We start from the raw sequence: 15,536 nt of genomic DNA, 5'->3' as shown, positions 1-15,536 counted from the left end.
GGGCTAGAGCTGATTGCGGTAGTGCTTGGGCGAGACGCCGTAGCGGCGTCGGAAGGCGGTGGAAAAGTTGGCTTGGCTGCTGTAGCCCGCGATATCGGCGGCCTGCGCCACGCTGATGCCATCGTGTTGCAAGGCATGGGCGGCACGTTGCAGGCGCTGTTCGCGCAGGTAGTCGAATATGGTCATGCCATATACAGCGCGGAATTGCTGCTGCAGGGTGCTGACGTTGCAGCCCACTTGCTTGGCAATGCCGCTCATGTCCAGCAAATCGGCCTCGCCGCTGTCCAGCAGTTCTTGCAAGCGCCGGATGCGGTGTGTTTCGCTCGCCGTGAGCATGCAGGCATCCGTGTTTTGACTGCTGAGGTGGGTGAAGGCTTCGCTCACCAGTTCCAGAGCGCGGCTTTCTTGTATCAGGCGTTGCAAAGGGCCACTGGGCCCGAGTGGATGGATCAGTTGCTCGGCCAGTGCAATGGCACGGCGTGAAGGACGCCACGATTGAATGCACAGGTGCTCTTGCAAAGGGCTTTCGGTGAAGCCAGCTTCCTCCAACCAATCGGAGCGCAGAGTGAGCACCACCATGCGCTGGCGCGTGCCAGCTTGTGAATAGCGCTTTAGCGTCTCGGGCTCGCAGATGGACACCATGGCAGCAAGAGGGGCCGCGCGTGTGCCCAATCCCGCATTCAAAGGCAGATTGCGACATCCAATTTCCACTTGGGCATTGCCCTCCAAGCGCAGCAACACTTTGATGCAGGGTTGTTCCACCAGCATGTGTGAACAGATATCGCGCAAGTGCATGACATCGGTGCAATGCAAGGACAGGCCGGGGCGCAATTTGGCCATGGTGAAGCTGCCTTGCAGCAATGGATTGGTGTTGTGCGTGCTGGGGCCAACCAGTTGCAAGTGCTTGCCTACTTGGTTGCGCAGCCGTGTGCCATCAATAGCTTCACTGACCGAGGTCATGCCGGTCTTTGTGGTGTGGTGAAGGGAAGGCGGCGGCGCAAACATTTTTTTTGTTCAGACAAAAAACGCAAAGGCAATTAACCAAGACACTCCAATTCTAAATGAAAACTATTCTTAATTGATTTGTTGGTTCAACCCCTATGAAATACCTATCCCACTCTTTTCCTTTGCACGCCCGTATGTGGGCTGTGGCACTGCTATGCAGTGCTGCTGCCAGCCAAGCGCAAACCACCGAGGGGGCGACTCCGGTTTTGCGCGAGATGAAGGTGATTGACAGTGCCGAGGATGTGGCCAAGCAAGCCTTGGGGGTATCGACCATCACGGCAGAAGATTTGGAGCGGGCACCACCGGCCAACGATATTTCGGAAATCGTGCGCACCATGCCCGGCGTGAACCTGACGGGCAACTCCAGCAGCGGCCAGCGGGGCAACAACCGCCAAATCGACCTGCGTGGCATGGGCCCAGAAAACACCTTGATCCTGATCGATGGCAAGCCCGCATCCAGCCGCAATGCCGTGCGCATGGGCTGGCGTGGCGAACGCGATAGCCGTGGTGACAGCAACTGGGTGCCGGCCGAGCAGATCGAGAGCATTGAAGTGATGCGTGGCCCTGCCGCAGCGCGCTATGGCAGCGGCGCCATGGGCGGGGTGGTGAACATCGTCACCAAAAAACCCACAGACAAAATCAGCGGCCAAGTATCGGTGTACGCCGATGCGCACCAGCATGGCGAAGAGGGTTCAACGCGCCGCGGCAATTTCAGCTTGTCAGGCCCCGTGAGCGAAGAGTTCAGCTTGCGCATCAACGGCAATGCCAACAACACGGCTGCCGATGGGCGTTATATCAACGCCGGACACCAAGCTGCAGCGTGGGCCACCAGCATGCCCGCAGGCCGTGAGGGGGTGAACAACCGAGACCTCACGGGCCTGCTGAGCTGGAAGTTCATGACGGGCCACACCTTGGATTTGGATGTGGGTTACAACCGCCAAGGCAATATCTATGCGGGCGACTCCCAGAACAATACAGGCGGTAGTCAAGCCGCAATCGCGGAATCCATGTACGGCAAAGAAACCAATGTGATGGAACGCCATACTTTGGCTTTGACGCACAAAGGGAAATACGACTTTGGTACCTCTACCAGCTATATCCAGCGCATCGTCACCGACAACACCCGCTTGGGTGAAGGTTTGGTGGGGGCGCAAGAAGGTCTCATCAATACCAGGGGCTACACGACCAACCAGTTGGTGGATAACTTGGTGCACACCGAATGGGAAATGCCCCACAAGATTGGGGGCTTGAACCAAGTGCTGACCGTGGGCGCAGAGTTCAGTCGCCAGTCCTTGTATGACCCAACAGCAACTACCGTAACGCAAGCATCTAACATCGGTCGGACAGGCCGCAGAACGGATACGGAAGCCAGCATTGCATCTGTCTTTGCTGAGGACAATATGGAAGTCACCGACAAGACATTCGTAACCCCCAGCCTGCGCTTGGACAGCCACAGTGAAACGGGGGCCAACTGGAGTCCCGCAGTCAGCGTCAGCCACTACTACAGCGACACCATCACCTTCAAGGGCGGTATAGCACGTGCCTACAAAGCCCCCAACCTGTACCAAACCAATTCAGATTACGTTTTGTACAGCGCCGGCAATGGCTGTGTTACGGCTGTTGGCACTGCTTGCTATTTGGTTGGCAATGCTGATTTGCAGGCTGAAACCAGCATCAACAAAGAGCTGGGTGTGGAGTACAAAAACGAAGGCGTGGTGGCTTCCATCACTTGGTTCCACAACGACTACCGCAACAAAATACAGGCAGGCACTACCTCGGTCTCCAGTACAGCGGCTGTATACGAGTGGGTAAACGTTCCCGAAGCGGTGTCTCAAGGTATTGAGGGCTCCTACCGCATGCCCTTGGGCAAAACCATCGAGTGGTCCAATAACTTCACATACATGCTGGAACACCGCAACAAGACCAACGATGACTACCTGTCCATTATTCCTGAGTACACCATTAACACTTCGCTGGAGTGGCGTGGTGTACCCAAATGGGTCATGACCGGAACCATTACCTTCTATGGCGTGCAGCATGCCATGAAGTACGACTACAACGGCAATTTGGTCTCGGGCACTTCCGCTGAATCGGTGGCGCCCTACAACATCGTCAGCTTGAGCGGTAAATACACGGTGAAAAAAGACTTGCACATGACCGTGGGGTTGAAAAACGTGTTTGACATCCGCCATTGGCGCTCGGGCAATGCCGTCGGTGTGAGGAATCTGGGAACCAACTCCACTACCAACCTTGGGGCCGGGGCCAACACGTATAACGAGTCGGGTCGTACCTTGTACGCATCGGCCACTTACACTTTCTGATGACCATGCCAACATCCATCCAGAGCCCCCTCGCACACCAGCGACGCCAATTACTGTCGTGGGGATTGGCCAGTGCGGTTAGCACCTTGGCTGGTGCCGCACAAGCGGGTGATGTGCCTTACATCACCGATCTGGCGGGCCGCAGCCTGCGCCGCCCAGAACGCACGCAACGCATTTTGTTGGGCGAGGCGCGCTTGATCCCGGCCTTGTCGATTGTGTTGCGCGAGGATTTGGGCCAGCGTTTGGTGGGCATGCCGGTGGACTTTGAGCAGCTCGACCCAGCCGGCTATGCCCAGTACTTGCGCCGCTACCCACAGTTGCGCGATGTAGCGCGCACCGGGCGCACTACGGGTGACAGTTTCAGCGTGGAAAAAGCCATCGCACTCAAGCCCGATGTGGCTATCTTCGGATTGGAGGGGCATGGCCCCTCGGTGCACGACCGCGAGACATTAGCGCGCCTGTCAGCGGCGGGCATCACGGTGGTGTTTATCGATTTGCGTCGCGAGCCACTGCTCAACACCCCTACCAGCATGTTGCTGCTGGGACAGTTGCTGCAGCAGCAAGCGGTGGCCAACGCTTTTGTGCGTGATTACAGGGCCGCTATGGAGGTGGTGAGCCGCCGCTTGCAGCAAGCGCGGCCCGACAAGCCCACGGTGTTCATCGAGAACCGGGTGGGTTTGAGTGAAGAGTGCTGCGCCACCATGAGCGATGGCTTGATGGGGCGTTTTATTGACGCTGCAGGGGGGCGCAATGTGGCGGTGGGCTTGGTGCCCGGTGCTTTTGGCACCATGAGTTTGGAGCAACTCATTAGCCATCCACCGCAGATATACATTGGCACCGCTATTGGTGCACGCGAAACGGTGGAACGCATGCCCAAGCGCATCGTACTGGGGGCGGGTGTGGATGAAGCCACGGCGCAAGCCTCGCTCAAGCGTGCCTTGCAACGCCCGGGCATTGGCAGTCTGCCCGCGGTGCGCAATGGGCATGCCCATGCGGTGTGGCATCACTTTTACAACTCACCTTTCAACGTGGCTGCTGTACAGGCGTTTGCCAAATGGTTTCACCCACGCTTGTTTGCCGATTTGGATCCGCACAAGACCTTGGCGACGCTGTATACCCGTTACCAAGCCGTGCCACTGGATGGCGTGTACTGGACCAGCTTGCCGGCGGGAGCCTCGGCATGAAGCTGGTGCCAGCAGGACGGGGGAATTTGTTACAGCAATACAGCGTTATCCAACGCTATCGCCTTCTGGGGTTGCTGGCCTTGTTGGCGGTGCTGCTGTTGCTGGTGGGGGTGGATTTGAGCACGGGTCCAGCGGCGTTGCCGTTGTCCTCGTGGTGGACAGCCGTGCTGAATCCCAGTGCACTGGATGAAGGCAGCCAAGTCATCTTGCTGGATCTGCGTTTGCCCCAAGCCTGCATGGCCATGTTGGTGGGGGCAGCTTTGGGGCTGGCTGGGGCGCAAATGCAAACGGTGCTCAATAACCCCTTGGCCAGTCCCTTCACTTTGGGCTTGTCGGCTGCAGCTACGGTGGGCGCCTCCGTGACCATCGTTACGGGCTTTACCTTTTGGGGGTTGGACAGCAATCTGTCCTTGCCCCTGAGTGCATTTGCTGGCGCAGCCATTGGCGCGGCCTTGATCCACCTGCTGGCGTGGCGCTGGGGAGCATCGGTTAACGCGGTGGTGCTGTTCGGCATTGCCCTGATGTTTTGCTTTGAGGCTTTGCTCTGGTTGTTGCAGTACTTGGCTGATGCCAATGCACTGCAGCAAATCGTTTTTTGGTCCATGGGGAGTTTGGGGCGCAGTACATGGCCGCGCATTGCCATACTGGCTGGGGTGGTGGGGGTCTGTGCGCTGTGGGCGCAATCCCAATCTTGGGCATTGACAGCCCTGCGCAATGGCGAAGACCAAGCCCGCAGTAGTGGGGTGCAGGTGGAGCGTTTGCGGTTGTTGAGCTTGCTGCGTGTGTGCTTGCTCAGCGGAACGGCATTGGCGTTTGTTGGCACCATTGGTTTTGTGGGCTTGGTTGGGCCGCACATCGCCCGTTTGTTGCTGGGTGAAGACCACCGCTTTTATTTGCCCGCCAGCGCATTGGCCGGTGCCTGCATGCTGTGTGCGGCATCTATTTTGAGTAAAGCCTTGGTGCCTGGCGTGATATTGCCGATAGGGATTGTCACGGCCTTGGTCGGAGTGCCGGTGTTCATGGCGCTGATCATTCGCCACCAAAAACGGGGGCTGGCATGAGTTTGGTGTTACAAGGCTTGGGCGTAGCCTATGGTGGTCACACCGTATTGCAAGACGTGCATGCACAAACCCAGCAGCAGGGCGCTATGGTGGCCCTGGTGGGAGCCAATGGAGCCGGCAAGTCCTCCCTGCTCAGAGCTTTGGCAGGGTTGCAGACAATGCAAGGTGCCGTGCTACTCGATGGTGAAGACTTGTCACGCTGGAATCCTGCACAGCGGGCGCGGCACATCGCCTACATGCCACAGACATTGCCGCAAACCACTTCGCTGAGTGTGTTTGAGTCGGTACTGGGGGCCGTGCGTACCGCCTGCCCACAGTGGGGAGCGCAGCAGGCACTGGAGCGTGTGCAAGCGGTGCTGCTGGATTTGCAGCTTGAGGCACTGGCCATGCGCCCTTTGGCAACCCTGTCCGGTGGGCAGCGTCAGATGGCGGGGCTGGCCCAGTTGCTGGCGCGTGCGCCACGCTTGCTCTTGCTCGATGAGCCCACCAGTGCGCTGGATTTGCGCTGGCAGCTGTGCCTGATGCAGGCTTTGCAGGCACATGTGCAGCGCTACCAAACCCTGTGCTTGATGGCCGTGCATGACCTCAACTTGGCGGCCCGCTTTGGCGCCCAGTGGTGGGTGCTGGCGCAAGGCCGTTTACTGGCTCAGGGCAGCCCTGCGGAGGTGCTCAGCCCCGATTTGCTGCGCCAAGCCTATGGCATAGAAGCGCGGGTAGAGCGCTGCAGCCAAGACACGCCTGTAGTCATTGTGGAGCGCGCACTGTAAACAGCCCTTCACCACCACAGCGTATGGCCCAGTTGCTGGGGTATTTTTTCAAAAAAGTGTGAGTTATGTATTACCAAAAAGGACAACTGCCAACCGCAGAAGCAAGTCGCATCATGGTGCGCTTGTGCTACCACTTCAGCAAAAAAATCGCGGTCGAGTACACCGAAGAACAGGGAACGGCGCACTTCGATTGGGGGGATTGCCACATGCAAGCGGGTACCGAGCACATTCAGTTTGAATGCCAAGCGAGCAGCGCGGAGTTATTAGCGCGTGTACAGCATGTGCTCGATGAGCATGTGGCCTTGTTTTCACGCAAGGCTCCCATGCGCATTGAGTGGGATGAGAGCAGGCCGCTTTCTGCCTGAGCGTGGACTCAGTTCCCGGCAAATACTTTGCCGGGGTTCAAAATGCCGTAGGGATCCAGCGCCTGTTTGATAGCGCGCATCATGCCCACCGCAGCAGCGCCAGTTTCTTCCAGCAAAAAGTCTTGCTTGTGCAGCCCCACGCCGTGCTCCCCCGTGCAGGTACCACCTAGGCGCAAGGCGCGGCGTACCAGTTGGGTGTTGAGTTGCTCAGCCCGTACACGCTCGGCAGGTTGGGCGGGGTCGATCAAATAGCCCATGTGGAAGTTGCCATCGCCCACGTGACCGACCAGAAAGTACGGTTGCTGTGCGGCGTTGGCTTCGTCTACCGATTGCAAAATAGCCTGCGCCAGTTGTGAGATGGGCACGCAGGCATCGGTGGTAATCACTTTGCAGCCCGGGCGCGATTGCAGCCCGGCAAAGTACGCGTTGTGCCGCGCTGTCCACAGCCGTGTGCGTTCCTCGGGCGTGCTGGCCCAGTCAAAGCCCAGCACGTGGTTGTCTTGCGCGATGGCTTGTACTGTCTCCACTTGCTCTTGCACGCTTGCGGGGGAGCCGTGGAACTCCATCAGCAGCAGCGGCGCCAGTGGCAGGTTCAAGCGCGAGTGGGTGTTGACCATGCCCACGGTTTGCGCATCGAGCAGTTCGCAGCGGGCGATCGGAACACCCAGTTGGATGATTTGGATGGTGGTGTTCACCGCATCGGCCAGTGTGGCAAAGCTGCACGTAGCGGCCATCACTGCTTCGGGCAGGGGGTAGAGCTTGAGTGTGATGGCGGTGAACACGCCCAAAGTGCCCTCGCTGCCCACCAGCAGGCGGGTCAGGTCGTAGCCCGCACTGCTTTTCTTGGCGCGGGTGCCGGTGTGCAGCACTTCGCCATTGGCCGCCACCACTTCCAGTGCCAGCACGTTCTCACGCATGGTGCCGTAGCGCACGGCATTGGTGCCGCTGGCACGGGTGGCCGTCATGCCACCGATGCTGGCATCCGCTCCGGGGTCTATGGGGAAAAACAGGCCGTGGCTTTTCAGCGCTTCGTTGAGCTGCTTGCGCGTCACGCCGGGCTGCACGGTCGCGGTCAGGTCTTCGGGGTGGATGGCCAATACCGCGTCCATGCGGCTCATATCGAGGCTGATGCCACCATGCACGGCCAGCAAATGCCCTTCCAGTGATGAACCCGCGCCAAAGGGAATTAGCGGTACGCGGTGCTGCTGGCACAGCGCCAGCGCATCGGCCACATCCTGTGTGGACTGGGCGAATACCACGGCGTCGGGCGGGGCAATGTCAAACGCCGACTCATCGCGCCCGTGTTGCTCACGCACGGCTAGCGCAGCCGAAAATTGGGTGCCAAAACGGCTCTGGAGTGCGGCCAGCAAGGCAGGCAACTGGGGGGTGTTGGCGCTAGGGGTTGTGTGCATGGCGGGAGCGGTGTGGTGGGCGTGGCTGGACACGGCGAGGCTTAGGGATTACGAGCTTGCATGGGTGGTGCATACTGGCACGCTTCTGGCTTAGCCGATGCAGTTCCTGACCAAATGGTTAGGTTTTGCATCATGAATCAACCGCCGTGCCTGCTTTTGGTGCGGCACAAGGCCACAGCAAAGCATGTTCATGAACCATACCGATGCTACCGCGCCCGGCGCAGCCATGCCCCGTTCGGGAGGCGCTCCTGACAGCAAATTGGCCGTGCAGGTCAGTGCGGCCAATGTCATTTACCAAACAGCCGATACGCCCGTGCATGCGCTCAGCGATATCGACCTGAGCATTGCCGATGGCGAGTTTGTGTCGCTCATCGGCCCCTCGGGCTGTGGCAAAACCACGTTGCTGCGCGTCATTGCCGATTTGGAGCCTATCACCTCCGGTCAAGTGCTGGTCAATGGCCTGACCCCTCACCAAGCGCGCTTGAATCGTGCCTATGGGTATGTGTTCCAAGCACCAGCCTTGTTTCCGTGGCGCACTGTGTTGGCCAATGTGACGCTACCGCTGCAAATCCAAGGCCGCTCCAAAGCGCAGGCGCAGGCCATCGCCCTGGCGCAGCTAGAGCAGGTGGGCCTCAAAGGATTCGAGCGCAAATACCCGTGGCAGCTCTCAGGCGGCATGCAACAGCGCGTGTCCATAGCGCGGGCACTGTCCTTCGAACCCCAGATTTTGATGATGGACGAACCCTTTGGGGCATTGGACGAGATCACCCGCGACCGCCTCAATGAGCAGTTGCAGCAGCTCTGGCAGCGTGAACGCCGCACGGTGGTGTTTGTGACCCACTCCATTGCCGAGGCGGTGTACCTGTCCAGCAAGATCGTCGTCATGTCGCCACGCCCGGGGCGCATCGTCAAGGTGATCGATTCCACCTTGCCTGATGAACGCAACTTGGATCTGCGCGACAGCCCCGAGTTTGTGCGCATTGCCCACGAGGTGCGCGAAGCCTTGGCGGATGGGCACCATGGCTAAGGCGACAGCGCTGCAACATTGGCTCCACCGGGGCTTGCCCATTGCTACGGTGCTGTTGGCCATTGTGTTGGCCTGGTACGGGGCCGCGTGGTGGCTCAATGCACCGGGCGCTATAGAGCGTGTACTGGATGCTGAAGCGGGTTATACCCAGCAGGAGTTGTTCGTGGCCACCATGACCATGGAGCGCCCCCTCATGCCCGCACCGCACCAGGTGGTGCAAGACCTGTACGAGAGTCTGGTCGATTGGCCCATCGATTCACCGCGCAACCTGCTCTACCACGTGGCCGTCACGGGGCAGTCCACCTTGCTGGGCTTCTGTATCGGCACATTGGTGGGGCTGCTGCTGGCGGTGCTCATCGTGCACAGCCGCACGCTCAACAAGGCGCTGCTGCCGTGGATCGTCGCCTCGCAAACCGTGCCGGTGCTGGCCATTGCGCCCATCTTGCTGGTGGCGCTGGGCAGCTTGGGCTTTTCGGGCACCGCACCCAAGGCGATGATTGCCGCGTATTTGTGCTTCTTTCCCGTCACGGTGGCCATGGTGCAGGGCTTGCGCTCACCGCAAAAGATAGAGATGGAGTTGCTGCACACCTACGCTACCAAGCCTTGGCAAACGCTATGGCTGCTGCGCTTGCCAGCGGCTTTGCCTTTCCTCTTTCCAGCGCTGCGTGTAGGCGTAGCGGCAGGGTTGGTGGGGGCTATGGTGGCCGAGTTGCCGACCGGTGCCCAAGCCGGTTTGGGTGCGCGCTTGCTCACGGGTTCGTACTACGGGCAGACGGTACAAATTTGGTCTGCACTGGTGGTCTCGGCTTTGCTGGGGCTGGCGCTCACGGGCGCAGTGGCGCTGGCAGAGCGCATGGTGCTGCGCAACTGGGGCCGGGTATGAAGGAACACACATGAGCAATATGGCTACTGGATTGGCATCGGCCCCGTGGTTCTGGCCCGCGTTGCTCGGGCTGGTGGTACTGGCTGTGTGGAGCGTGCGCGCCGTGGCCGCGTGGGATGGCGGCGGACGCTGGAGCACTACTGCCACGGCCACCCTGTTTGGGCTGTGGGTGCTGGTGTTTTGGGAGCTCTTGGTGCGCGCTTTTGACGTGCCACGCGTGCTGCTGCCCGCGCCCAGTTTGGTGGTGGAGTCTTTCATGACCAACACCGACAAGCTGTGGGAAGACTTTGTGCAAACCGTGCTCAAAGCAGTCGTCATAGGCTGGTCGCTGGGCTGTGGTTTGGGCTTTGTGGTGGCAGTGGCCATTGACCGCCTGCCCTTCTTGCAGCGCGGCTTGCTGCCCGTGGCCTCGCTCACCAGCGCCATGCCGCTGGTGGGGGTGGCACCCATTGCCGTCATGTGGTTTGGCTTTGAGTGGCCCTCCAAGGCAGCCGTGGTAGTGCTCATGACGTTTTTCCCCATGCTGGTGTCCACCTTGGCCGGGCTCAAGGCGGCGGGTAAGCTGGAGCGCGAGCTGATGTACAGCTACGCCACCAGCTACCACCGCACGCTGCTGGCGCTACGCCTGCCTTGCGCGCTGCCCTTCATGTTTAGCGCGCTCAAGGTCAATGCCACGCTGGCCCTCATTGGCGCCATCGTGGCGGAGTTTTTCGGCTCGCCCACCGCGGGCTTGGGTTTTCGTATTTCGACCGAGGCTGCGCGCATGAACATGCCGCTGGTCTGGGGCGCCATCGTGGTGGCGGCTATCACGGGTTCTGCCGCGTATGCCGTGCTGGTGGCGCTGGAGCGTCGTGCCGCGTTCTGGCACCCTTCCGTGCGGGAGGGGTGATCAGTGTTCTGTGAGTGTGTGTGTTCTGTTTGTCCTAACCCCTTCAAGGAGAGTTCCATGCGTTTTTCCAAAACACTGTTGGCTGTGGCACTGGCTACGGTTGGTATGGTGGCAGTAGCGGCTGACAAAGTGACTGTTCAGCTCAAATGGGTACCGCAAGCCCAGTTCGCGGGCTACTACGTGGCAGCGGCCAAGGGCTACTACAAAGACGCGGGCTTGGACGTGACCATCAAACCCGGTGGCCCTGACATTGCACCCACCCAAGTCATTGCAGGCAAGCAAGCCGACATCGTGGTGGACTGGATGCCCTCGGCCTTGGCCGCCCGTGAGGCCGGTGTACCGCTGGTGAACGTGGCCCAGGTGTTCAACCAATCGGGCCTGATGCTGACTTGCAAAAAGGCCAGCGGCGTGTCCTCTCCCAAAGACTTCAAGGGCAAGACTTTGGGGGTTTGGTACGGTGGCAACGAATACCCCTTCCTCAACTGGATGAGCAAGCTGGGCTACAAGCCCGGTACGGACATCAAGATTCTCAAGCAAGGTTTCAACGTCGATCCGCTGTTGCAAAACCAAGCCTCTTGTATCTCGACCATGATCTACAACGAGTACTGGCAGGTGGTGGACGCGGGCGTGAAGGAAAAAGACCTGGTCACCTTCTTCTATGAAAAAGAAGGCGTGGCCACGCTGGAAGACGGCTTGTACGTGCTGGAAGAGAACCTGAAAGACCCCGCCTTTGTGGCCAAGATGGGCAAGTTCCTCAAAGCCACCCTCAAGGGCTGGAATGACGCCGTAAAAGACCCCGAAGGTGCCGCTAAAGCCGTGGTGGCTGCCGACACCACGGGCAGCGCCAGCGTGAAGGTGCAAAAGCGCCAGATGGAAAACGTGGCCAAACTCATCACCAATGCGGGTTCGCCCAAAATTGGTTACCTAGAGCCTGCTGCGTATGAGCGTACTGTCAAGGTCTTGTTGGCCGGTGGCAGCGACCCTGTCATCAAGAAAGACCCGGGCAAAGCCGCTTACTCCCACGCTATTTGGGACGCAGCGCAGAAGTAAGCAAACGGTGGTTTGATAATCGGGCGCATGGAACATCCGTTGGACATTTCCCCACCAGAATCCACGCCCGATAGCGCCAGCCCTGCTGGCAACAAGGGCCAAATTCGCCAAGCGAATGAGGCCCTTATTCTTTTGGCTGCCGAGCACGTATTTGCCCGCGCAGGTTTTGGCGGTGCCACCATGGCCGCCATTGCCGAGGCCAGTGGCTTGCCCAAGGCCAATCTGCACTACTACTTTGGCTCCAAACAAGCGCTGTACCGCGCGGTGCTGGAGCGCATCCTGAGCGACTGGCTCATGCCCGCCCACGGCATCACCCGCGATGCCGACCCCAGGACCGCGTTGGAGCGCTACATCCGCGCCAAGATGGCCTTGTCGGCCGAACGACCCGATGCCTCCAAGGTGTGGGCCAATGAAATTTTGCACGGTGCGCAGGTTGTGCAAGAACTGCTGGCCACCGAGCTGCGCCTTCTGGTGCTAGAGAAGGCGGCAGTGGTGCAGTACTGGGTAGAGCAAGGCCGCATGGCCCCGGTCGATGGTATGCAGCTGTTTTTCACCATCTGGGCTGCCACCCAAACCTATGCCGACTTTGATGTGCAAATTTGCGCCGTCATGGGGCAGTCCACTCTGCGTGCCAGTGACTTTGAGCGCGCCACCGACCACGTAGTGGGATTGGTGCTGCGCGGGTGTGGTTTGTAGCGCCTAGGGCGACCTTGATGTTTTTGCAGCTTCTGCTGCCTCTGTGTGGAGCCAAGAAAGGAACGCCTCGACCACGGGACGTTTGGCGTGCCTGGGGGGGTAAACCGCAAAATGGGCCTTGACCCGAATGGCTTTGTCCATGCCAAAGGGGGCAATCAACTTTCCTTCGGCCAAGTGTCCACCAGCATTGACGGCGCTTTCCAGTGCCACGCCCAACCCCTGCGTGGCGGCATCGAGTGACATTTGTGCACGGTCAAACCGCACGGGGAAACGATCGGGCGCACGCAAAGTGGCATAGCGGGCAAACCAGTCAGACCATTGCACCACGCTCACATTGCTTTGAATCAGGGGGACATCCAGCAATTGGGCAATCTTCTTGAGCTTATGCCGCTTGATAAAGGCGGGACTTGCCAAGGGAACGATGGACTCTTCAAACAAGGGTTCTACGACCAAATCACCCCATTGCGGGATACCGTACCGTATATCCACATCGGCTTGGCCCAAAGCAAAGTCGCTGGGCGTATGGGCTGCAGAGAGATTGAGAGAAATGTCGGGATGGGCTTGCGCAAAGCGGTGCAAGCGGGGCATGAGCCATAGGCTGGCGATGCTGGGTGCGGAATGCACATACAGGCTATTGCGAATACCTTTGCGCAAATCCTCGGTGGCTGATGCGATAGCGGATATAGCCGTTTTCACATGCATCAGGTAGTGCTCCCCGGCAGGGCTCAGACGCACCCCGTGGGCACTGCGTTCAAACAAGCGGATGTCCAGTTGCGCCTCCAAGCGGGCAATCTGGTGACTGACGGCAGAAGCGGTGAGGTGCAACTCCGCTGCAGCCAATGCAAAACTCTTGCGGCGTGCCACTGCTTCGAAGGCTTGCAAGTTGGCAATTGGTGGGAGTGCAGACATGGTGGCAACCCTGACATCAAATGACAAACGGTCATCTTACGCTGGCATTTAATCGCTTGTCATCAGGATATGCCAATCCCAGAATCTGGACACAGAACAAGAGACAGACCCTGCGCATCACAGCCTTGCAAGGCGCGCAGCTAGGTGAACAGGGCATCTCTTGTCACTGTGTCAATTCCAAGGAGACAAGCGTTATGTTGTTGAAAGATCAGGTGGCCATCATCACGGGTGGCGCTGGTGTCAATGGTTTGGGTTTTGCCACTGCACGGATGATGGCCGCGCAGGGTGCACGCGTAGCGGTGCTGGATCTGGAGCGCGCTAATCCTGCTGAAGCGGCCGCTCAGCTGGGTGCAGGCCATATCGGCTTGGTAGCTGATGTCACGGACAAGGCATCGTGCGATGCAGCAGTTGCGGCGGTCTTGCATGCATTTGGACGTATTGACACCCTGGTGAATAACGCCGGCATTACCCAACCAGTCAAGACACTGGAGATCACCGGTGCCGACTATGACCGCATTTTGGATGTGAGTTTGCGTGGCACGCTCTACATGTCCCAAGCCGTGTTACCCACTATGCGTGCGCAGCAAAGCGGTTCCATTGTGTGCATTTCGTCGGTATCCGCGCAGCGCGGCGGCGGTATTTTGGGCGGACCGCATTACTCGGCGGCCAAGGCCGGTGTGTTGGGTTTGGCGCGCGCAATGGCCCGCGAGTTTGGCCCTGAAAACATCCGCGTCAATTGCATTACTCCAGGGCTCATTGGTACGGACATCATCAAGGGCAAGCTCACCGAAGAGAAGAAAGCAGAGATTGCCGAGACAGTACCGCTTGCTCGATTGGGCCGTGCTGATGACATCGCGGGGGCCTGCGTATTTTTGGCAAGCGCTCTGTCGGCGTATTGCACGGGTATCACGCTGGATGTGAATGGCGGCATGCTCATTCACTGATTTTTTTGACCCATAAACACAAGAGGAGACACACAATGCAACGCCACAAATTTATCCGTACACTGGTCATCACTACAGCTCTGCTAGCTGCCTTGCCGATGGCAGCGCAAGCCCAAGCTATCAAACTTACCTTGGGCCATGGGGCAGCACCTGGCAATCCGCGCCATGAGGCTGCTGTCAAGTTTGCAGAAATCCTGAAGGCGAAAACCGCAGGCCGCATCGAAGTGCAGGTTGCACCTTCTGCCCAGCTGGGGGACGATGCAGCCATGGTCACAGCGCTGCGTACAGGTGCGTTGGACATGTCTGCTAATTCACAAGGTGCTGTTTCCGCTGCCGTACCCGAATACGCGGCCTACGGCATGCCCTTTTTGTTTTCAACACCTGCACAAGCCTTCAAATTGCTGGATGGCCCTTTGGGTCAAGAGCTAGCCCAAAAATCGGCGGAAAAAGGCATGGTGGTATTGGGTTATTGGGATAACGGAATCCGCCACATGACCAACAGCAAGCACCCAATCAATAAGGTGGAGGATATGAAGGGGCTCAAAATGCGCACTCCGCCTGACGCTGTGCTGGTTGACATCATGCAAGCCTTGGGTGCTGATCCACAGCAGATCAAGTTCGCTGAGTTGTATGTTGCCCTGCAGCAAGGCGTGGTGGATGGTCAAGAGAACCCCTTGGTCAATATCCATGCAAGCAAGTTGTATGAAGTGCAAAAGCATTTGGCACTGACTAGCCACATGTTCCAAATGACACCCTTTCTCATGAGTAAGCGCACTTGGGATAAGTTGTCAGATGCCGACCGAAAAGCCGTCCAAGAGGCTGCAGCAGAGGCTACGTTGCTGCAACGCAAACTGTCCCAAGAAGCCGACGACAAGCTGTTAGTCGAGCTCAAGGCGAAGGGTGTGTTGGTGACCACTGTAGATAAGGCGGCTTTTGCCAAGGCTACATCCGCTGTAGATGATAAATGGCTGGCGACACCCATTGGCCCATACCTCAAAAAAGTGATTGCTGCCGCTCGCTGAG

Annotated in this window: 15 protein-coding genes; 12 read left to right on the top strand and 3 right to left on the bottom strand. The window is 58.8% G+C overall.

Going from position 1 to position 15,536, the window contains the following annotated elements:
• Nucleotides 1-3: 3 nt before the first annotated feature.
• Nucleotides 4-960, bottom strand: a complete 957-nt coding sequence (locus KIK84_RS07830) for a helix-turn-helix transcriptional regulator (RefSeq protein WP_214122510.1) — start codon at nt 958-960, stop codon at nt 4-6.
• Nucleotides 961-1,100: 140 nt separating this feature from the next.
• Between KIK84_RS07830 and KIK84_RS07825 the strand changes: the two genes are divergently transcribed.
• The 5 genes from KIK84_RS07825 to KIK84_RS07805 all read left to right on the top strand — a co-directional run bounded on the left by KIK84_RS07825 (nt 1,101) and on the right by KIK84_RS07805 (nt 6,703).
• The gene (locus KIK84_RS07825) at nt 1,101-3,326 is read left to right on the top strand and encodes a FepA family TonB-dependent siderophore receptor (RefSeq protein WP_250207852.1); all 2,226 of its coding nucleotides are present in this window, start codon (nt 1,101-1,103) and stop codon (nt 3,324-3,326) included.
• Nucleotides 3,327-3,331: 5 nt separating this feature from the next.
• Complete coding sequence (locus KIK84_RS07820) at nt 3,332-4,510, top strand: ABC transporter substrate-binding protein (protein ID WP_214122509.1); 1,179 nt, start codon at nt 3,332-3,334, stop codon at nt 4,508-4,510.
• Nucleotides 4,507-5,571 (top strand): FecCD family ABC transporter permease, encoded by a 1,065-nt coding sequence (locus KIK84_RS07815; RefSeq protein ID WP_214122508.1) that lies wholly within the window; start codon nt 4,507-4,509, stop codon nt 5,569-5,571. Before KIK84_RS07820 ends, KIK84_RS07815 begins: the two co-directional genes overlap by 4 nt.
• Nucleotides 5,568-6,338 carry an ABC transporter ATP-binding protein gene (locus KIK84_RS07810; RefSeq protein WP_214122507.1) on the top strand — a complete coding sequence of 257 codons (771 nt, stop codon included), beginning with the start codon at nt 5,568-5,570 and terminating at the stop codon, nt 6,336-6,338. The genes KIK84_RS07815 and KIK84_RS07810 overlap by 4 nt, the downstream gene beginning before the upstream one ends.
• A 65-nt stretch (nt 6,339-6,403) precedes the next feature.
• Complete coding sequence (locus tag KIK84_RS07805; RefSeq protein ID WP_214122506.1) at nt 6,404-6,703, top strand: DUF2218 domain-containing protein; 300 nt, start codon at nt 6,404-6,406, stop codon at nt 6,701-6,703.
• Nucleotides 6,704-6,711: 8 nt separating this feature from the next.
• Here KIK84_RS07805 and KIK84_RS07800 read toward each other — a convergent pair whose 3' ends face one another.
• A complete protein-coding gene (locus KIK84_RS07800) occupies nt 6,712-8,115 on the bottom strand; it encodes an FAD-binding oxidoreductase (protein WP_214122505.1) in 1,404 nt (467 codons plus the stop codon).
• A gap of 190 nt (nt 8,116-8,305) precedes the next feature.
• Between KIK84_RS07800 and KIK84_RS07795 the strand changes: the two genes are divergently transcribed.
• Genes KIK84_RS07795 through KIK84_RS07775 form a run of 5 tightly spaced genes read left to right on the top strand, consistent with a single transcriptional unit; the run spans nt 8,306 to nt 12,660 of the window.
• Nucleotides 8,306-9,142, top strand: a complete 837-nt coding sequence (locus KIK84_RS07795; protein ID WP_250207851.1) for an ABC transporter ATP-binding protein — start codon at nt 8,306-8,308, stop codon at nt 9,140-9,142.
• Nucleotides 9,135-10,025, top strand: a complete 891-nt coding sequence (locus KIK84_RS07790; RefSeq protein WP_250207850.1) for an ABC transporter permease — start codon at nt 9,135-9,137, stop codon at nt 10,023-10,025. The genes KIK84_RS07795 and KIK84_RS07790 overlap by 8 nt, the downstream gene beginning before the upstream one ends.
• 10 nt (nt 10,026-10,035) lie before the next feature.
• Nucleotides 10,036-10,914: an ABC transporter permease gene (locus KIK84_RS07785; protein ID WP_214122504.1), complete on the top strand. Its 879-nt coding sequence runs from the start codon at nt 10,036-10,038 to the stop codon at nt 10,912-10,914.
• Between the two features lie 57 nt (nt 10,915-10,971).
• Nucleotides 10,972-11,964, top strand: coding sequence for an ABC transporter substrate-binding protein (locus tag KIK84_RS07780; protein ID WP_214122503.1), 993 nt, complete (start codon nt 10,972-10,974; stop codon nt 11,962-11,964).
• A gap of 27 nt (nt 11,965-11,991) precedes the next feature.
• Nucleotides 11,992-12,660 (top strand): TetR/AcrR family transcriptional regulator, encoded by a 669-nt coding sequence (locus KIK84_RS07775; RefSeq protein WP_214122502.1) that lies wholly within the window; start codon nt 11,992-11,994, stop codon nt 12,658-12,660.
• A 3-nt stretch (nt 12,661-12,663) separates the two neighbouring features.
• On the opposite strand, the gene KIK84_RS07770 is transcribed toward KIK84_RS07775, so the two are convergent.
• Nucleotides 12,664-13,569: a LysR substrate-binding domain-containing protein gene (locus KIK84_RS07770; protein WP_214122501.1), complete on the bottom strand. Its 906-nt coding sequence runs from the start codon at nt 13,567-13,569 to the stop codon at nt 12,664-12,666.
• Between the two features lie 194 nt (nt 13,570-13,763).
• Here KIK84_RS07770 and KIK84_RS07765 point away from each other — a divergent pair, with 194 nt between their 5' ends.
• On the top strand, nt 13,764-14,513 hold the full coding sequence (locus KIK84_RS07765) for an SDR family NAD(P)-dependent oxidoreductase (RefSeq protein WP_214122500.1): 750 nt from the start codon (nt 13,764-13,766) through the stop codon (nt 14,511-14,513).
• A 35-nt stretch (nt 14,514-14,548) separates the two neighbouring features.
• Entirely contained in the window at nt 14,549-15,535 is a 987-nt protein-coding gene (locus KIK84_RS07760) for a TRAP transporter substrate-binding protein (RefSeq protein ID WP_214122499.1), read from the top strand.
• Nucleotide 15,536: the final 1 nt, after the last annotated feature.

The organism is Curvibacter sp. CHRR-16 (genome assembly GCF_018474005.1).
Lineage (GTDB): Bacteria > Pseudomonadota > Gammaproteobacteria > Burkholderiales > Burkholderiaceae_C > Allorhodoferax.
Note: the sequence above shows the minus strand (reverse complement) of the source record. Positions and strands in the feature narration are given on the sequence as shown.